Annotated in this window: 12 protein-coding genes and 1 pseudogene; 10 read left to right on the plus strand and 3 right to left on the minus strand. The window is 42.1% G+C overall.

Annotated features, from left to right (window positions below; translation table 11 throughout):
• Nucleotides 1–96: 96 nt before the first annotated feature.
• Nucleotides 97–333 carry a helix-turn-helix domain-containing protein gene (locus tag C0V77_RS00005; RefSeq protein ID WP_101724263.1) on the minus strand — a complete coding sequence of 79 codons (237 nt, stop codon included), beginning with the start codon at nucleotides 331–333 and terminating at the stop codon, nucleotides 97–99.
• Between the two features lie 466 nt (nucleotides 334–799).
• Between C0V77_RS00005 and C0V77_RS00010 the strand changes: the two genes are divergently transcribed.
• The 3 genes from C0V77_RS00010 to C0V77_RS00020 are packed head-to-tail and all read left to right on the plus strand — an operon-like array spanning nucleotide 800 to nucleotide 6,647.
• Nucleotides 800–2,113, plus strand: a complete 1,314-nt coding sequence (locus tag C0V77_RS00010) for a TlpA disulfide reductase family protein (RefSeq protein WP_101724264.1) — start codon at nucleotides 800–802, stop codon at nucleotides 2,111–2,113.
• Nucleotides 2,110–5,289 (plus strand): SusC/RagA family TonB-linked outer membrane protein, encoded by a 3,180-nt coding sequence (locus tag C0V77_RS00015; RefSeq protein ID WP_101724265.1) that lies wholly within the window; start codon nucleotides 2,110–2,112, stop codon nucleotides 5,287–5,289. The genes C0V77_RS00010 and C0V77_RS00015 overlap by 4 nt, the downstream gene beginning before the upstream one ends.
• Before the next feature lie 11 nt (nucleotides 5,290–5,300).
• Nucleotides 5,301–6,647: a RagB/SusD family nutrient uptake outer membrane protein gene (locus tag C0V77_RS00020; protein WP_101724266.1), complete on the plus strand. Its 1,347-nt coding sequence runs from the start codon at nucleotides 5,301–5,303 to the stop codon at nucleotides 6,645–6,647.
• A gap of 32 nt (nucleotides 6,648–6,679) precedes the next feature.
• Here C0V77_RS00020 and C0V77_RS00025 read toward each other — a convergent pair whose 3' ends face one another.
• Nucleotides 6,680–6,985: a hypothetical protein gene (locus C0V77_RS00025; protein ID WP_101724267.1), complete on the minus strand. Its 306-nt coding sequence runs from the start codon at nucleotides 6,983–6,985 to the stop codon at nucleotides 6,680–6,682.
• A gap of 38 nt (nucleotides 6,986–7,023) precedes the next feature.
• The gene (locus C0V77_RS00030; RefSeq protein ID WP_101724268.1) at nucleotides 7,024–7,467 is read right to left on the minus strand and encodes a MauE/DoxX family redox-associated membrane protein; all 444 of its coding nucleotides are present in this window, start codon (nucleotides 7,465–7,467) and stop codon (nucleotides 7,024–7,026) included.
• An 857-nt stretch (nucleotides 7,468–8,324) separates the two neighbouring features.
• Between C0V77_RS00030 and C0V77_RS00035 the strand changes: the two genes are divergently transcribed.
• The 7 genes and pseudogenes from C0V77_RS00035 to C0V77_RS00060 all read left to right on the plus strand — a co-directional run bounded on the left by C0V77_RS00035 (nucleotide 8,325) and on the right by C0V77_RS00060 (nucleotide 18,625).
• Nucleotides 8,325–12,035, plus strand: a complete 3,711-nt coding sequence (locus C0V77_RS00035) for a hypothetical protein (protein ID WP_101724269.1) — start codon at nucleotides 8,325–8,327, stop codon at nucleotides 12,033–12,035.
• Nucleotides 12,036–12,049: 14 nt separating this feature from the next.
• Nucleotides 12,050–15,415 (plus strand): DUF6443 domain-containing protein, encoded by a 3,366-nt coding sequence (locus tag C0V77_RS00040; RefSeq protein ID WP_101724270.1) that lies wholly within the window; start codon nucleotides 12,050–12,052, stop codon nucleotides 15,413–15,415.
• Between the two features lie 6 nt (nucleotides 15,416–15,421).
• On the plus strand, nucleotides 15,422–16,171 hold the full coding sequence (locus C0V77_RS00045; protein ID WP_101724271.1) for an imm11 family protein: 750 nt from the start codon (nucleotides 15,422–15,424) through the stop codon (nucleotides 16,169–16,171).
• A gap of 298 nt (nucleotides 16,172–16,469) precedes the next feature.
• Nucleotides 16,470–16,793, plus strand: coding sequence for a hypothetical protein (locus C0V77_RS00050; protein ID WP_101724272.1), 324 nt, complete (start codon nucleotides 16,470–16,472; stop codon nucleotides 16,791–16,793).
• Nucleotides 16,794–16,987: 194 nt separating this feature from the next.
• Nucleotides 16,988–17,161 (plus strand): annotated as a pseudogene (locus C0V77_RS23445) (RHS repeat-associated core domain-containing protein); the annotation flags it as partial.
• Between the two features lie 9 nt (nucleotides 17,162–17,170).
• Nucleotides 17,171–17,836, plus strand: coding sequence for an AHH domain-containing protein (locus C0V77_RS23535; RefSeq protein WP_409012772.1), 666 nt, complete (start codon nucleotides 17,171–17,173; stop codon nucleotides 17,834–17,836).
• Nucleotides 17,837–18,625 carry an imm11 family protein gene (locus C0V77_RS00060; RefSeq protein WP_101724274.1) on the plus strand — a complete coding sequence of 263 codons (789 nt, stop codon included), beginning with the start codon at nucleotides 17,837–17,839 and terminating at the stop codon, nucleotides 18,623–18,625.
• Nucleotides 18,626–18,742: the final 117 nt, after the last annotated feature.

Below are 18,742 nucleotides of genomic sequence, written 5' to 3' on the forward strand. Positions count from 1 at the left end.
ACAAAAACCCCGAAATTCCAAGAAATTGGCAGTTTTCGGGGTTGTTTTTTTATGTAATACGCTGATATTTAATTACTTATCTCTCATAAGGTTTCCCTAAATACTTTTCTCTGGCATAAAATCTTTAGGACTACATTCGAAGTCCTTTGCTATTATATTGAGTTGGTTTAGCGAATACATACTAGGATAATTGCGACTTTCAATCTGACCAACATACCCATCAGAAACATCCAATATCATAGCAATATATGATTGAGGCCTGTTAAGTTCTTTTCGTTTTTTCTTAACATTTTCAACGATAGCAAGCTCAAATGCAGATTTTACCTTACTCATAATAAGCAAGGAGTAAATATTTTTGCAATTTTATACTTAGTTATAGCTTAGTTTTGTTATATTTGTATAGTTTTAAGGTATTAAACTAAGATCTCGACTGCAAATTCCGACAATTTGATTTAGAGCGAGATGGTAGAATTAATGCCCGTGTGACTACTTTTGCCTAACTTTGGCGATGTAGCACATGGGTTGCTACCATTTGCCGTCTCTAAAAGCCGTCGGAAGCTTGCAGTGCGGTGGGTAGTGCCCTGTGCTACATTGCTTTTTATAGCCCACCGAACGAGACTCGTAAAATAGATACGAGTTATGCAGCATCTTTCATTTTATCGCAATCTTATTTGGGCTTTGTTCGGCCTCAGCATAGGCGTATGCCCTAAACAGCTCTTCAAGAACATCATCAAGTCTCCGGTGTAAGGTGGTGGTAATCTCCTTGTTGCCAAATTTTTCTATCTAAACTGTTACAATCATGAACGTAAAAAAATACGTATGGGCTTTGCTATGCCTTTACCTAAGCCTATCAACCCATTTTCTCCTCCCTGCCCAGACTCTTCGTGTGGGAGACACTCTCCCACCGGAGCTCTGGCGCTTGCCGCTCCAGGTTGTCAATCATCCTGCAGGTAAGGAAACACTCTTGTTGCATGAGTTTAAGAACCAACCCATCATCCTGGATTTCTGGGCAACCTGGTGTGCTCCTTGTATTAAGAAATTCCCGCAGATGGGAGAATGGCAAAAGCAGTTGGGTGACCGGCTCCAGTTTATTGGTGCCACGGGTGATGACCGGGAACGTATTACTGCTTTTATTAAACGTTACCGGGCAAGAGACAGCAGCCGCTTTGTCCCTGTCACTGCTGTGAGTGCTTCTGTATTACAACAATATTTCCCCTATCAGTCCATTCCGCAATATGTCTGGATAAATCAGCAGGGAATCATTCAGGCGATTACTTATGAAAGAGATCTCACGCTGGAAAATTTGAAACGGTTTATCCATGGACAAACCTTTGCCTACACACTCAAGCAGGATCTGGTGAACTTTGATTATGCGGCACCGCTTTTTGTAAACGGTAATGGAGGTGAATCTGCGGCTATCCGGAATCGCTCCCTGCTGACCGGTCCCATACAAGGTTTAGGCTTAATGATTACTACGGTAAGAGGTAAGCCGGAAAAACCGGTTACCCAATTGACCTGCATTAACTGCAGCATTGCTCAGCTTTTTTCAATTCCCTATCCTGACATAGAAAACTGGCCACCTGCCAGAGTGATTGTAGAAGTCAGGAATGATACAACTGTTCGCTTTAAAGGATCCGAAGAGGGGTATGAAGACTGGAAAAAGCACAACACCTACTGCTATGAATTGAATCTGCCCCCTACGCCTGTCTTGAAAGCGAAAGCGCTAGCTGCCGCAGACTTATTCAGGTACTTTGGGATGACAGGGCATTTCGAAGAAAGGGAAATAGACTGCCGGATTTTCACGGCTAATGAAAACTTCCATCTCGCTCATACCCGCGGAGGGCCGGCTGAAAATAATATGCATGCGCCGGACAAGGAAAAATACTTTAAAAACGCACCGGTATCACTTGTGATGGATTACCTCAATAGGAAGCTTCCCATCTATCACATAGATGAAACCGGATACCGGGGGAATCTGGATCTCAGCCTGCCCGTGGCTATTGACGATACCCGGTTGTTGGATGAGCAACTATCCAAGCAAGGGATAAGTATCTCTATGCAAAAAAGAAAAATAAAGGTGTTTGTGATTACCGAAAATCCATCTATCCCATGAAAAAGTACTTAACTTTCTTTTGCTTGATGGTCTGTTTAGAGCTCTCAGCTCAGACCTTACTCAGCGGTCATATTTCAGCTGAAGACGGAAGTGCCCTACCCGGAGCTACTGTACGTCTGCTCGCCAGTGGCGCTTCGACTTTATCAGATGCCGAAGGTCGTTTTGAGATCCTGCTTCGTCTGGAGAAGGATACCCTTACGGTGAGCCATATCGGCTATCTTTCTACGCGAGTACCGGTCTCTGCTTTAATAGTGCGGTCTCTTGATATCCGACTGATTCCGGCAGAGTCTTTATTAAATGAAGTGATGGTCAGTACGGGTTATCAGTCTTTGCCTCAGGAAAGGGTGACCGGCAGTTTTGAGAAAATCAATGCTTCCCTGATTAACAGAAGTGTGAGTACGGATCTGTTGAGCCGGCTGGAAGGGGTTACCAGCCTGTATTTTGATAACAGAGCGGGTATCGGAGGCCGTAAACTCTCCCTTCGGGGTCGCAGTACCATCCTAGCGGGTGCCGACCCTTTGATTATCGTAGATGGCTTCCCTTATGAAAGTTCGCTGGAAACACTCAATCCCAATGATGTGGAAAGCATCACGCTTTTAAAGGATGCCGCAGCTGCTTCGATTTGGGGAGTTAGAGCCGCCAATGGGGTCATTGTGGTAGAGACCAAAAAGGGTAAGGCAGCCAAACCTGTCTTTGAGTTCAGAACTAATTATACGCTAGGTATGCAACCTGATCTCTATTATGCCCCTTCCATGGCTTCGAAGGATTTTATCGAAGTAGAGCAACTGCTTTTTGATAAGGGCTACTATAACAGTTCTCTGACCAATAACCGTTTCCCGCTGATTTCGCCGGCCGTAGAGGTCCTTGCTGCCCAAAGAAGCGGCAAGATCACCGCACAGGAAGCCTCAACCCGGCTATCAGGTTTGGTAGCTCAGGACGTACGCCGGGATATGGCTCAGTATTTCTACCGGAAGAGTCTGAATCAGCAGTATTCTGCTTCGTACAGAGGTGGGACTGACCTATACACTTATTATCTGTCTGCCGGCTGGGATCAGAACCTGTCTAACCGGGTAAGGGATGGGAACAGCCGTTTGAGTCTGCTATCTTCTAATCATATCCGGCCTTTGAAAAATCTGCAGCTGCAGAGTGTTATTTCCTATACTCAGTCCCGCAGCACTGCCAATAATCCGGTAAGCAACCTGGCTCCTACTTCCAAGGCCCTTTATCCTTATGCAGCATTGGCTACAGCGGACGGGAAGGCCCTGCCCTTAGATAAGGACTACCGGCAGGCTTTTATTGATACGCTGAAAGATAGCCGCTTACTGGACTGGAATTATCGTCCGTTGGATGAGCTAAGGCTGGCGGATAATACCAATTTGCAGCATACCTTTCGTTTCAATACAGGAGTGAACTACCAGCTGCTGCCCGGATTGAGTGCCGATGTGAAATACCAGTATGAAACACAGCTGTCAGATATGCGTAACTATTATGCGCAGGAGACTTATACTGCCCGTAATCTGATCAATCGCTTTACGCAGATCAATGGGAATCTGGTCAATAGACCAGTGCCTCTCGGAGGGATCCTGGATTTAGCAGAAACCCGTCTGTCAGCGCATACCGCCAGAGCGCAGGTCAATTACGCAGTCAATTGGGGTGAAAGACATGCTTTGAATGTACTGGCCGGCTCAGAAATCAGACAGACCACGGCTTTGTCAAATAATTACAGAACCTATGGGTATGATGATCAGACTCTGGTATTTGGCAGTGTGAACTATGTCGATCTGCTGCCCACTTATCATAATCTGAACGGAACGCAGCGGATTGTCAATCCCGCAGGTTTTAACCATACGCTGTCTAGGTTTACTTCTTTTTATGGCAATGGCTCCTATGTCCTGGATGATCGCTATTCTCTTTCTTTCAGTGTTCGCAAAGATGCTTCTAACCTCTTTGGGGTAAGAGCCAATCAAAAGGGGGTTCCGCTTTGGTCAGCAGGTTTAAGCTGGCAACTGAGTGAGGAAGCGTTTTTCAGCAATGCAGGGATAGACCTGCTCAAATTACGCTTGACCTATGGCTTTAATGGCAATGTCGATAACACCGTTTCTGCCCTGACTACCCTCGCTTATTATTCGAATGCTGCCCTCTCAGGACTGGATTATGGCATGGTTGCCAACCCGGGGAATCCTGATCTTCGCTGGGAACGCTCAGGTATGTTGAATCTGGGTCTTGATTTTGGGCTGAAAAACCGGATGTTTTCCGGAAGTATAGATTATTATGTCCGACGCGGAACGGATTTGTTGGGGGAGGCGCCCATAGACCCGACCACTGGCGTTACCAGTCCTACCGGCTCATTTGCCTATAAGGGGAATGTGGCCGCCATGCGTGGAACAGGACTGGATGTTGCCTTACACTTTTCCCAAACTTCGGGAGCCTTGACCTGGAAAACTGACCTGATTTACGGATATGCAACTAATCAGGTAACTAAGTATCAGGCCTTGTCCACCGTGGCTTCTGCTTATGTGGGTTCAGGCAATCTGATCACGCCTGTCAAAGGCCAACCGGTATATGCCTTGTACAGCTATGCGTGGGCGGGCTTAGATCCCATAACCGGAGATCCTCAGGGATACCTGGAAGGACAGGTAAGTAAAAACTATACATCTATCCGGAATGCCTCCCCTGCTACTTTAGTGTATCACGGTTCAGCGGTACCTGAGCATTTCGGATCCATCCGCAATACCCTGTCTTATAAAAGCATCAGTATTTCTGCCAATGTTGTATATAAGCTGGGTTATTATTTCCGTAGGTCTACCATTCATTATGCCAATCTCTTCAGTACCTGGCAGCACCATGCGGACTATGCACAGCGGTGGAAAGCCCCGGGTGATGAGGCATTCACACAGGTGCCTTCACTGGTGTATCCCAATGTCAGTAACCGGGATGCTTTTTACAATTCCGCTGCGACACTGGTGGAAAAAGGGGATCATGTGCGATTACAGGACATCAACCTGAGCTATGACTTTCCGGCTGCCGGCAACCGTAACTCTTGGCAATGCTACCTGTATATCAACCAGATCGGCATGTTGTGGAAAGCCAACGCATCCGGTCTTGATCCGGATTATTATGCCAGCGGGTTTCCTGTACCCACCAGTTATGCTTTAGGATTGAAATTGAATCTTTAAACTTCCCAACTATGAAAAAATATCTTTTAGTGCTGATGCTGGTACTCCCATGCAGTGGCTGTCAGGAATTCCTGGATGCCAAACCGGACAAGAAACTGGCCATTATTACCAGTGTGAAAGAAGCCCAAACGCTTTTGAATAATGTGAATATCTTGAATGGGGCTTATCCCTCGGCCGGACAGGTGGCTTCAGATGAATTTTATTTATTGACCGCCGACTGGCTGGCGGTGAATACGGCATTGGAGCGTAATGCGTATATCTGGCAGGAAGAGGTATTCAATGAGAATCCACGCAATGACTGGTCTCTTTCTTATCAGAAAGTCTATTATGCCAATCTGGTACTGGAGGGTTTAGCGGCAGGGCGAATCAAGGGCACTTTGGAGGAGACAAATTCGATTAAAGGACAGGCCCTGTTTTTCAGGGCTTATGCCTGCTATCATCTGTTACAGATTTTTGCGCCGGCCTGGAATCCGCAGACGGCTGCAACAGATCCGGGAATCGCGCTGCGGCTCAGCTCTGACCTGCATGCGCCTACCGTGCGTGCCAGTGTGGAACAGGGTTACCGGCAATTGCTGGAAGATGCCCGGTCTGCGTCAGAGCTGTTACCTGTCGAAACATCCGTTAAAACCCGCCCTTCCAGGGTGGCGGCCTTGGCTTTGCTGGCCAGAGTATACTTGACTATGGGGGATTATCCACTCGCGCTGGAACAGGTTGAAAAAGGATTAACCTACCGTTCTGTACTGATTGATTTCAATACTCGCAATCCTGCCGCTGCTTTTCCTTTTCCGCTGTTTAATGAGGAGGTGATCTTCCATTCGCATATGAGTACGCCGGCGATGTTTTATCCGCCTGTTTTGAAGGTGGATTCCTTGTTACTTAACTCCTATCAGGCGGGTGATTTAAGGTCTCAGCTGTTCTTTGGTTCCAACCCGGGTGGCAGTTTTCATTTCAAGGGGAGTTATGCCGGTTCTAATAATCTCTTTAATGGCCTAACGGTCGGAGAATTAATGCTGATTAAGGCGGAGTGTCAGACCCGTTTGAATCAGGTAACGCAGGCCGCCAGTACGCTTAATGCTTTGCTGCAAAAAAGATGGAAGGCCGATTTGTTTGCACCGGTGGTTGTTTCTAATGCTCAAAAGCTGTTGGATCTGGTGCTGGAAGAAAGAAGGAAGGAGCTGGTTTTCAGAGGCTTGCGCTGGATGGATTTAAGAAGGCTCAATCTGGAGCCGGAACGTGCTGTTACGATCAGGCGTCTGGTCAATAATCAAATGTATGCACTGGAACCTAATAGTGCCCGATATGTCTTCAAAATTCCTCAGGACGTGATTGCCGCTACGGGGATTGCGCAGAATCCATAGAAAAGGGTGGTACGCGCCACCCTTTTGCTGATTTAAAACTTGTAATTCAGTACCTGAACGGTGCCGCTCAGATCCGGCTTTCCGGGATCGCCTTCAGGGGCCATGATGATGCATCTGACTGAGGTACTGTTCGGACAGTCCGGAATGCTCCCGGCCGGTTCGTAATTGTCTGCTACACTTTCTCCCCCGCTTGTGTTAGGGATAAAATGCCACCTTAAAGTAGTCGTTCCCGCGGATTTAGTCATACGCTGTTTTTCCGATAATTTAAACGACATAGTCGCCACTGAGAGTAGCAGGGCAAATCCCCAGAGCAAGTGCTTTTTTACTAATGTTTTCATGATAAAAAAAATTAAAGGTTAAAAATTATACTTTGCCTTTAGGCCGGCAAACCCTTGGCAGCTCCACCTCCCGCGTTGCTGCTTCGCTTTCGTTGCATCAGATAAAAGCCCCATCCGCTCAGGGCTGTAAAAAACAGATTGAACAAGAAGTGTTGTCGCCAGCTCATTCCACTGATGACACTTCCGCAGCTACAAGGTAATTTCTCCCAGGCTCCTAACAGAGCCAGGCCAATGTACACCGTGAAGATGGTCATAAGTAGTAGAGAAAGCAGTAGACCATAGTACTGCATCCGTACCATAAGCAGAAATAGTATTGTAAGACCTTCCAGCACAGGAAGTGTGTAAATGAGGATATACCCTAATTTGTCACTAAAGGGTTGTCGCAGAATTTCGGTCTTAAAAACGGTAAAATCTATGATCTTATCCAGAAATACAGGGATCCATAGAGCCAGCAACAAAAGAATTATAATTTTCAACCTCATACGGGTAATGATTTTACCTTGCAAAGTTCAGAAGCTCTTTTGACTTACGAAACAGAAAATTGGAAGGGTTTTAGGGGAAAAAGGTTCAATTCTTTTCCAATTCTTCACCTGGCAGGTCTGAAGGTTTTATACGGGTTATTTTGAATAGCAAGAGTATGGAAGGGCAGGATGTATATCGAAGAAAACTAATAGGTAGAAAACATACTATTAGTATAAAAATAGAATTATTTCGGGACTTCATAACCAAGAAAATTCGAAAACACGTAAATCTGATTACCGCCAGTCAGGGCTATAAACAAATACCCTCTTAACCTCTTCCATAGCTATGAGCATACAATTAAATTAATCACTAAAAATCTTCTAAGTTATAACAGAGAAAAATAGAGTAGAAATTCTGCATTTTCCGATATAAAGTGGCTACTAACAAGGATTGGCTATCTTACAGCCTTCTATAATACTAGTTGATGTACTAATGTGTTAATTTTGTTTAGTGAATCAATGACAATAACCAGCTCTAAAAATGAAGCGAAGGATAGAAGAATATACTTGCGTATATACATACTCGTTCTTTACGTTTTTATAACTTATTTGTTCAGTTTGGTTCACGCCACATACTAAATCAAGTACTTAAAAATTACTTTTGCACATGACAACCAGAGAAACAAATCTCCCTCAAAATTCCGGCTATGACATGAATCAAGTCTTCTTAAATTCAGTCTCGAATGCCAATTAATCGTTAACGCTCTCTGATATCGAATATTCTGATTCGATTATCCCCAATAATCATTGGGTAGGCTTTGCTATGGCTTAAATGTTCTCATTCTTTTCATTACTAAATCAAACACGCAGGAATTTCAATGAAAAATTCACTCTTTTTTGCTTTGTTTATTTGCCTCTCGCTTAGTGCAGCGGCGCAACAAGGCTCTTCACTTGTAGCTCCCTTTGAGGGACTCTCAAGTAGATTAAGGCTACTGCCTCCGAATGCTGCCAAAACGCAGGAGGCCGGAAATGTTCCGATTAACTTCAGTACAGGGCAGCTGAACTACAGCATGCCGCTTTACCAGATTCAGGTAGACGAAAATCTGAGCATACCTGTTCAGTTGGCCTATAACAACACAGGTTTGAAACCGCAGGATGTACCCACCTGGGTAGGAAACGGCTGGAATCTGGATGTTGGCGGCACCATTGTTCAGAACATCAATGGAGTATCTGATTTTGAAGGCAATGGTCTACAAAACGCAGGTGTCCGTACTGAAATGGTAAATTATATGAATGGTGGAATGACTGACCCTACCAAATACTACTATTTGACAGAGGTATTGAATGGTCAGAAAGATTCTCAATATGATTTATTTTCATTCAATTTTCTTGGTAGAAGCGGCAAGTTCTATTTTCAGGGCGACAGTATTATTCTGATGAATAAGATGCCCATTAAAATTGCGTATGCTTCTAATTCATTTACTATCACTGACGAAAAAGGTTATCAGTTTGCTTTCACATTGTCACTTGCAAATGGTGGAACTTTCTCAGACGGGTTTGTACATCCAATTTCTGACCCCTCCTATTTGAGCAGTGTTACCTGGTATCTCAAAAAAATCACTTCTCCAAATGGGGTTGAAGTAAACTTTAATTATATTCAGGATGCTTCTTACGCAACAAATGTCACGGGCGTATCTTACTCTACCGGATTTACTGTTGCAGAAGAATGTGTATATAATGGTGGATTTGCCCCAAGCTCAACCACTACCGAGACGGGTATCGCACAATACCTGCTGGATAATATTACATGGAAGGGAAAAACAGTAGATTTCCAATTCTTTGATCGAAATGACCTGATAGGCATTACTGGCACTAAGGCAAAGGGTTTGTCAGCCATTGTGGTGTCTGACGAGGCAGGTCTGGAAACCAACCGGATAGGTTTCAGCTATGGTTATATCGGAACAAATGACCGCCTGCAGTTGAATTCAGTATCGTTCATTGAAAACAAAACTCCGTATGCGTCTGTTCAGACTACTTCTTTTGAGTATTTCGCGAAAGTTGGTGACGATATTCCTATCCCCTCTCTCCGAATTTCAGGCGTCACTCGACCTGCTAACAATGGTGTAGACCATTGGGGTTATTACAACGGAAGTAATGGTACTAATAAAATTCCGTTTGCCGATTACTCTCAGATTACTTCCACTCATTTAACTAATTTCGGAGAAGCCGACAGGGGAGCGAATAATACTTATTCTAAAATAGGTATGCTGAAAAAGATAATCTATCCTACAAAAGGCTATACAGAAATATTCTATGAACCAAACACGGCGACCTTTAAAACGGCAGACATTCCTTTCTTTTTAAAATGGCAAACACGTGAATCAGTTCCCGGAGACAGCAGCAGATTGCAGATAGGTGGTAACCGGGTATCGCGCATTGTTGATTATGCAGGATCTTTAAAGTCGAACGAGAGAATTATTACTTACGAACAGGCTAATCTGCTGGCAGTGCCCTATTATGTTACAGCTATTGAATCGGGTCTACCAAGCAAAGCGCCATGGCCAACAGCACCATGCACCTCTTGCGGGTCAAGATATTTTATCTCAGAGAATAATGTCCGTAACTGGGATGGCTACCAGATAGAGTACAGAAAAGTGACCGAGACTTACGGAAGTGCCGGAGAAAATGGCAAAAAAGTGTACGTGTTTAAAGGCAACAGTTTTGTAGGCACTCAGATTTCTGAACCACCCCACGCTGCTTCTATTAATTTAAATTGGCGAAGTGGAAATCTGGAAAAAGAACAGACCTTTGAGAAAACAGGATTGACTTACACGTTGGCAAAAGAAGTAACAAATGTGTATAACAATCCAACAACTGTTCCTCTTACAAGATATGGGTTCAAAGCCGGAAGAACCATGGCTTGTACACACACCGATATTTCTTCGGGGTTTAATTACAATTATTTCACACATGTTATTACCCCTGTCTTCACAGACCATTATAAGTTAGAATCCACTACTACCTCTGAATATTCAGGAGGTGTGGCTTTAAGCAATACTGTCAGTTATGCTTACACGCCGGAAATGCTTCAGAGAAGCACCAAAACTATCAATAGCAAGAATAAAGTAGATTCAACGATTAATTACTACGCGAATGACTATAAAAATATTGCCGGTAATAATGTTGACCAATTAAAAAGCAAGAACATCATTGGCATGCCGCTGAAGGTTGTCCGTAATGTAGATAATAAGACCGTTGACGGGGTAATGATTAAGAGTGACACCAAGGGCAACCCCATTGAAGTATATCGTTATGAAAATGCCTCACTGGTTAAACTTGCGCACGATTCTTCTCAGTATATTCCTTCTCAATTTAAACTGTTGGAAAGCAGAAAGTATAGCAGCAAGGGGAATCCGATAGAGATAAAAAGATTAAATCAGCCGGCAACTACTTACGTTTGGGGATATAAACACTCTTATCCGATTGCTTCCGTCCAAAATGCTACAGTTGCCAATGTAGAAGCCGTCATTGGCAGTCTGGAAACAGTGGCAGACACTTACAACTCCACCAGTGTAGAAACCATTGGTACTAATCTGCGCAGCGGCTTGCCTTCTGCCATGGTAACCTCTGGTGTGATGAGATCGGGTGTAGGACAAAGCCTGATTGTGGCTCCAAACGGACTTAAAAGCAGCTTTGAGTATGATGGCGTAAACAGGTTGAGTACCGTTAAAGACCACACAGGAAACCTGACGGATCTTTACAGGTATTACTATGCCACAGGGGCTGAAACCTGCGCTACTCCGGCTGCTCCTGTCATTTTAACAACAGGCACAACGCTTTGCTCGGTTACACTTACAGCAGCAGGCTGTGAAACCGGCACAGTTCTATGGTCGAACGGAGCTATAGGTAACTCTATTTCTGTAGGCACAACCACAACAACCAGTTATACTGCCCGATGCAAAGTAGGCACCTGCGTAAGCGCCGCATCTAATGCTTTAGCAATTCCCGTGCTTCCTTCTACCTGGAGTGCCATGGACTTAGGAAATCCTTCTGTACCCGGCTGTACGCAAAATTCTTTTGGAACCTTTACTATGTTAGGCCATGGCATTGTGGGTGGCACTTCTGATAGCCTCCACTGGATGTATAAAGCCTTTACTGGTAATGTAACCATCATTGCTAAAATCAATTCCATTCCGGGCGATGACGGCGACAGAGCTGGTATCATGATACGCAGCAGCCTGAATGCCAATGCCAAATTTTACACGCTGATTCAGGATGGAAACGCCAATGTGGGTGAACTGAAACGTGATACAGACGGTGGCACCGGAGGGTTATACAGCTATGCGCCATCTGCACTAAACCAGACCTGGATAAAAGTAGTGAAGACCGGAAGTACCATCAAGGGGTATTACAGCACGAACAGTAATCCGGAGGCTAACAATGCCTGGAATGATTCATTCAGCCTGACAGGCACCAGCCCGACAACACTCGACTTCGGCAGTAGTTTCTACATAGGTTTTGCCTTATGGGGGGGCTCCAATCAGACCATCTTTACGAATGTGAGCATTAACGGAGTAGCATTATTTTAAATCTGCACATACCAATGAAAAAAATTATCAACTTATTATGGTTTTTGCTTCCGCTATTTAGCTGGGGGCAAACCATTACCAATCACAAAAATGCTGTTGTTCACAGTTCTTTCCGTGTCAGTGGTGCAAGCACCTCTGATGCAGGTGATGCAACGAAAGCGTTGATTTCTATACAGTATATGGATGGCCTGGGCCGTCCATTACAAACGGTTGGCTATAAACAGTCTCCTACGGCAAAGGATATAGTCTTTGAAGGGAAAGCATACGATAGCTTAGGACGTGCCGTAAGAACCGCACTGGCTGCGCCGACTACTGTGCAAACCGGGGAATATCAGGCCAATCCTTTTGCGCTTGGTACCACTTTTTACGGCGACAACTTTGCTTATAATGAAATAACGGCCTTTGATAACTCTCCGATGAACCGACTGAGGGCACAATACGGTGCGGGACAACCCTGGAGAACAGCCAACAGGAGAATTCAGACTTTTGATGAAATAGCCGGTAGTGCGGTGCATCTGTATAGTTCAGACTCAACCGGGAATATCACACTGCATGGAATTTTCTCGAATAACAGCCTGTATAAGACCCGGGTGGTAGATGAGCAGAACAATACCTCAGTTGAAATAAAAGACAAAGCTGGTAACGTGATACAAACGGAAAGACAAGTAGGCGGTGCAACTTACATTACCTATTATGTGTATGACGATTGGCAACGGCTAAGGGCTGTGATACAGCCGGAAGGTAAGAATTTGAATGCAAGCATTGCCAAAAACTCAGATGCCTGGAATAAGTGGGTGTTCGGATATAACTACGATGCGGCAGGAAGAGTGATTGAAAAGCATACGCCGGGCGCGGGGTGGTCATCAATAGTCTATGACAAAAACGACCTCCCGGTTTTGACGCAGGATGCCAGTCAGGCTGCTTTAAACAAATGGTCGTTCACTAAATACGACCAGTTTGGCAGGGTAATTATTTTGGGTGAATTGAACAGTTCGTCAAGTCGGGCTACATTGCAAGCCGCTTTTGACGGCGTGACCAACACCTATGAAACCTGGCTTGGCGTGACGGGCTACTCTAACGTCAGTTATCCGATTAGCTATGGCTCAACAGACGAAAAAACCTGGAATTTTTATGACGGATATGATTGGATAGCCGGAGAATGGGCGTTTAGCTCAGGTACTGCCTATAATGCCGGCAACTACTACAGTAACTCTAAAGGGTTGCAGACAGGATCGTTTGCCCGCAGTCAGGACACCCCAAGCAAAGTTTACCATACTGTTTTTCATTACGATAACAAAGGCCGTAAGATGCAGAGCTACCGCACGCATGATAAGGGCGGAGCTACACCTGCCACTAAAGCCATTGTTACCAATCTGGGGTATAATTTTGCAGGTGAAGTAACCAACGAGAAAGTGCTGTATCAGGTAGATGGTCTGTCAAACACAGAAACCCTTGCCGCTTATGAGTACGATAACACGGGTAGACAGACGAAGGTATCGCATGGCATCAACACTGCGGTGGCTGAAGTGAGAAGGTCGGAATATGATGAGGCCGGACGAATGAAACAGGCCAAAATACGAGCTACAGGCTCATACACTGCCAATGGTACTGCTATCAGTGGTTTACAAACTACCGATTATACTTACCACTTAAGAGGGCAGCTAAGAGGCATTAATCTGGATGGCTCAGGCAACCCTGTTCCAAACGCCAGCCAGGGGGATTTGTTCAGCTATAGGTTGGATTACGAAACTGCCTTTTTCTATGATGGCAACATCGGTAAGCAGTCGTGGCAGGCCAGCAATAATAATGCACCTTCGGGTCTGCGCAGCTATACATTTACTTATGATAACATCTCGCGCTTAAAGTCTGCTACTTATGCCGGAGTTGGTTCGGAGAACTATTCATTACCTACCATTAACTACGACAGAAACGGTAATATTACCAGTATGCAGCGGAATGGTAAACTGAGCAGTAGTTACGGGTTAATGGACAACCTGACATATACCTACTCAGGTAACAGATTGACGCGTGTGGAAGATGCCGTATCTGGCAATTATGATGTAGATTTTGTGAACCGGAATTCGGGAACTGATGACTACACCTATTATGCCAATGGCGCTTTGAAAGCTGATAAGAATGAAGACATCACCGATATTATTTATAGCACTTATGCCAATCAGCCTGTAGAAATTCAGCTTAGCGGTAGCAGATGGATTAAAAACTTCTATGATGGCGAAGGCCGACTCTACAAAACCAGCTATTCAACGGGAGAATACTGGGAGTATCTGGATGGAATGGTTTTCAAGAACGGTGCTTTCTATCAGCTGACCACACCTGAAGGCAGGGCGAATTATCAAAGCGGAGCCTGGTCTTATGAGTATTTTATTAACGACCATCTGGGTAACACCCGAATAGCCTACAAAGCAACCGGCTCAGCCTTGACTAAAACATCAGAAACTTCTTTTGACCCTTGGGGAATTGTGTTAAAAGATGTGGGTTTGGTGAATGCTTTTCAAAATAAATTTGAATATCAAAATAAAGAAAAGGAAAGTACGTTTAACTTGCGAAGAATTAGCTTAGGCGCAAGGACTTATAATGCGAGTATAGGGAGATTTGATGGGGTGGATTTTTTGGCAGAGGCCAGTGAGGATTTTTCACCATACCAATATGCAGCAAACAACCCGATTCTTCTAGTTGACTTTTTTGGATTGACCGATGTTAATGGAGATGGTATTGATGATGGAACGGTTTTACCAGAAATTGTAATAAGAGGGGAACGTAACAATAATGAACGTACCCTCGATAACATACAGAGAACACTTGATGTTTTTGGTTGGATACCAGGGGTACAGACTGTTGCTGGAATTGCCAACGCAGGTATAGATGTCGCTAGAGGAAATTACGGTTCTGCATTAATAAATTTAGGCACTTCAATTCCCGTAGCGGGTTATCTTTTCAAAGGTGCCAAAATAGCTGCCGTGACTACTAAAGTGGTTAGTAGTATTGTAAAAATGAAGGTAGTTAAGGGCGCCTTGGCTCTTACATATCACAATATGAAATCCATATCCGGCTTTGCAAAACATCATGTTATTCCACAAGCACTTTTAAAAAAATATGGGGATGAATTTGCAGAAGCTGGGTTTAACATTCATGCAGGTGAAAATATCCGATATTTAGAAAATGGTTTTCATACCAAACACAATGCGTACACCAACGTTGTATCAACAAAGTTGGAAAAAATCATTAATGAGAATGGGAAGCTAACTATGGGTGATATCAAAAATGTAATCAACGATATGCACAATATTATTGACAAAGCACAAGATTCATACAAAACCACTGGTACATCCTTAAATAACTTTATTAAGCAAAATTTTTAACAAATTATGATTTACTACATTCTTAAAAATAATACCGAACCCAAAATAGTTGGTGTTAATGATGGTGCTGGACAAGCTCATATTCAGGTAGGTGATTTTTTAGAAAGAAACGTATGGTATAAATCTATTTTTCATGAAACTAAATTAGCTGGAAAAGATTGGTGGAAACCATGGGCCAATATTACCCAATATGCTCAACCACTATATGGAGTATTTATGGAAAATAAATCTAAACACACAGACTATATCGGATTCTTATATAGGGGCTTTGTAGTTAATAATAAATTGCGAGATATATTAGAAAGCGTAAATTTACCAAAAAACCATAGATTTTTAGAAACTACTTTTCTACAAAAAGGAAAGATTGTTGATGGATATTGGTGGTTTGTTTATGATATGGATACAGGAGAGCAAACGGTTGATTTTGCTAAAAGTGAATACGATTTACGCTATCACAAACGAAAATTGGGAGAAGACTTTTCAATCAACATTCGCACTTATCAAGACTATATGAATGCGTTTTACGAAACAGGCAGTGCAATAGGTGTTTCGAAGCTAGTATTTAATCAAAATTTTGACCAAGAATTGGATATTTTCGGAATGCAGTTTTTGGGCTCAAATAATTATATTTCTGACAGACTGTTAAAAAAGATGGAAACTGCCAAAATAACAGGCTACGAAGCTATATCACCAGAAAGGGCCAAAAGACGAGCAGAATTTTTAGATGATACTTACTGCGAACTAATTTTCAAATAAGTTAGCAGACGCAATTGCGACTATTTACTTTAAGGCCATCCAATAGAATATTCATTGGGTGGCCTTTATTTATTAAATTGCCCATCTATAAAACACCAATGTGGTCTTTAAGGAAAGCGCCCATTCTTTAATTGTAAAGAATTCTCCCAATATGATTGGAATATTTATTAACTAAATTAGGAACACAAAAGGGAATAGCCAAAAAGCTTATTAGAGAATCGGATGAATATTTTAAAAGTATTGAAGTAAATCATAATACAAAGACAAGGATACCTGGAAACAGAAAATAATTATATCAATGAAAAAAAATAATATCGAAAAAATCCTCAAAAAAGTTGTTGAATACTTAACGGATGGAAATTATAATTTAGTCTATGAAAATGACAAGAATAAAAGGTTATCAATAGCTGAAATAGAAACTGCAATAAAAGAATATAATGGAACTATTTCATTTCCACCTAATAATGCTTTTGATAATTTTTACGATTATAATGATGAAAGTAGCAATGAAAACTTTATTGAGTTCAATCTCTGGTTTGATAACAGTGAAAGTGATTTAACACTAAGTATAACGATCTACGAGACAGGAGAATATAGCATAGAAGACATCCATGTATTATAATCATTTTATCCTGAAGTAAGTTGGCAAATTATGTAAGAGCATTTGTTTTAGGGCCATTCTGTCTCGTCCTGAAATAGGTTGATAGATTTAAGTAGGAGTATTTAGTTTAAGGCCATCCAATAATTAACCTATTGGATGGCCTTTTTATTAAGCAATGAAATGATGACTAAGCCGACCCAACCCTAAACAAATTTGAATATCAAAATAAAGAAAAGGAAAGTACGATTAATTTGAGGAGAATTAGCTTAGGTGCAAGGACTTATAATGCCAGTATAGGAAGATTTGACGGGGTGGATTTTTTGGCAGAGGCCAGCGAGGATTTTTCACCATACCAATATGCAGCAAACAACCCGATTCTTCTAGTTGATTTTTTTGGGTTGGCCGATGTTAATGGAGATGGTATTGATGATGGAACGGTTCTACCAGAAATTGTAATAAGAGGGGAACGTAATAATAATGAACGTACGCTCAATAACATACAAAGAACTCTTGATGTTGTTGGTTGGATACCAGGAGTACAAACTGTTACTGGGATTGCCAACGCAGGTATAGATGTAGCTAGAGGAAATTACGGTTCTGCATTAATAAATTTAGGCACTTCAATTCCCGTAGCGGGTTATCTTTTCAAAGGTGCCAAAATAGCTGCCGTGACTACTAAAGTGGTTAGTAATATTGTAAAAATGAAGGTAATTAAAGCTTCTATACCTTTAGTATTAAGAAAGTTACAACCAGCTGGTTCTCAAATCCACCATATAATACCAAAAGCTGTTTATAAAGAACATTCTGAAATTTTTAACCAACTCAAAAATTTCGACATTGATAATATAGGAAATTTAATACCCTTAAATAAAGGGTTTCATGGAAATCATCCTGCATATAGTGAATATGTGGCAAAAGAACTTACAGAGTTAGCAGACAGAACAATTGACAAAAAATTGACAATTCAGCATATCAATCAAGTTGTTCAAAAAATGGAGGGCATAATTCAAAATGCTCACAATAGCTCATTACATTTGAATGATTATATTAAAACTCTTAAATAAATGGAAGTAGAATATTATATTTTCACAACAGATGGAGGTGAGCCTAAGGTAACAGGTATTAGAACTGGCACTGGACAGGCATGGTTTGATGATACTTTTTGGGCTAAAAATAAGCAAATTAAAGATTTTATGTGGCCCAATGATAGAAAAGACAATAGATTTCGCACGGGTATTCAACCAGATTTTAGCTTAGATTTAAGAGGACTACCTATGCACAAAAATGCCAAACATACTGATTTAATCTATCTTAGTTCTTTACTTCATGGATTTATTGTTTCTTCAAAATTCAGGGAATTGTTGGAACAATTCAAACTGCCTCCTCATAATTTTTATCAAGTCTCTTTTAATCAGCCTGATAAAAAAAGCAAGGAGATTAATGAAGTTAGCGAATACTGGTATTTTTATTTTCAAAAAGAAACAGGGGAGCAAACAATAGATTTTGCAAATTCAGAGTTTGATAGGAGCTTTCATACAAAATATCTTAATCTAAAAGAAGATGAATTACGAGTAAGTACATATGAAGAATATATGAACATTTTTTATAATACAGGTACTGCTTTAGCCGCAACTAAGTTATTTCTTAATGAGAGTTTCAACAAAGAATTGGATCTCTGGAGATTTAGTTTGTTATCATCAAAATGCTATTCTTCTGAGAAATTAATAAAATCAATTGAAGAAAAAAAGATAACAGGCGTGAGAGCTATTACACGAGAAAGAGCTAAGAAAACTGCACAAATGATAGGTGAATCCTCATGTGAGCTGTTTTTCGTGAATAGCCTTAAGAAATAGATACAGGATTAATAATTGTTAAAATTAGTTTATCAAGCAGTAGTAATCGAATATTTACTACTGCTTTTTTCGCCTTTTAGAGGGATTATTTGCTTCTAATCCTCTTCTACATTTAAT

The organism is Emticicia sp. TH156 (assembly GCF_002855535.1).
Taxonomy (GTDB): Bacteria; Bacteroidota; Bacteroidia; order Cytophagales; family Spirosomataceae; genus Emticicia; species Emticicia fluvialis.

Bases quoted from the DNA above. Each gene is read 5' to 3' on its own strand.
- C0V77_RS00020 (WP_101724266.1), top strand. From the start codon at position 5,301: ATGAAAAAATATCTTTTAGTGCTGATGCTGGTACTCCCATGCAGTGGC.
- C0V77_RS00030 (WP_101724268.1), bottom strand. From the start codon at position 7,467: ATGAGGTTGAAAATTATAATTCTTTTGTTGCTGGCTCTATGGATCCCT.
- C0V77_RS00050 (WP_101724272.1), top strand. From the start codon at position 16,470: ATGAAAAAAAATAATATCGAAAAAATCCTCAAAAAAGTTGTTGAATAC.
- C0V77_RS00060 (WP_101724274.1), top strand. From the start codon at position 17,837: ATGGAAGTAGAATATTATATTTTCACAACAGATGGAGGTGAGCCTAAG.
- C0V77_RS00005 (WP_101724263.1), bottom strand. From the start codon at position 333: ATGAGTAAGGTAAAATCTGCATTTGAGCTTGCTATCGTTGAAAATGTT.
- C0V77_RS00040 (WP_101724270.1), top strand. From the start codon at position 12,050: ATGAAAAAAATTATCAACTTATTATGGTTTTTGCTTCCGCTATTTAGC.
- C0V77_RS00015 (WP_101724265.1), top strand. From the start codon at position 2,110: ATGAAAAAGTACTTAACTTTCTTTTGCTTGATGGTCTGTTTAGAGCTC.
- C0V77_RS00045 (WP_101724271.1), top strand. From the start codon at position 15,422: ATGATTTACTACATTCTTAAAAATAATACCGAACCCAAAATAGTTGGT.
- C0V77_RS00025 (WP_101724267.1), bottom strand. From the start codon at position 6,985: ATGAAAACATTAGTAAAAAAGCACTTGCTCTGGGGATTTGCCCTGCTA.
- C0V77_RS00035 (WP_101724269.1), top strand. From the start codon at position 8,325: ATGAAAAATTCACTCTTTTTTGCTTTGTTTATTTGCCTCTCGCTTAGT.
- C0V77_RS00010 (WP_101724264.1), top strand. From the start codon at position 800: ATGAACGTAAAAAAATACGTATGGGCTTTGCTATGCCTTTACCTAAGC.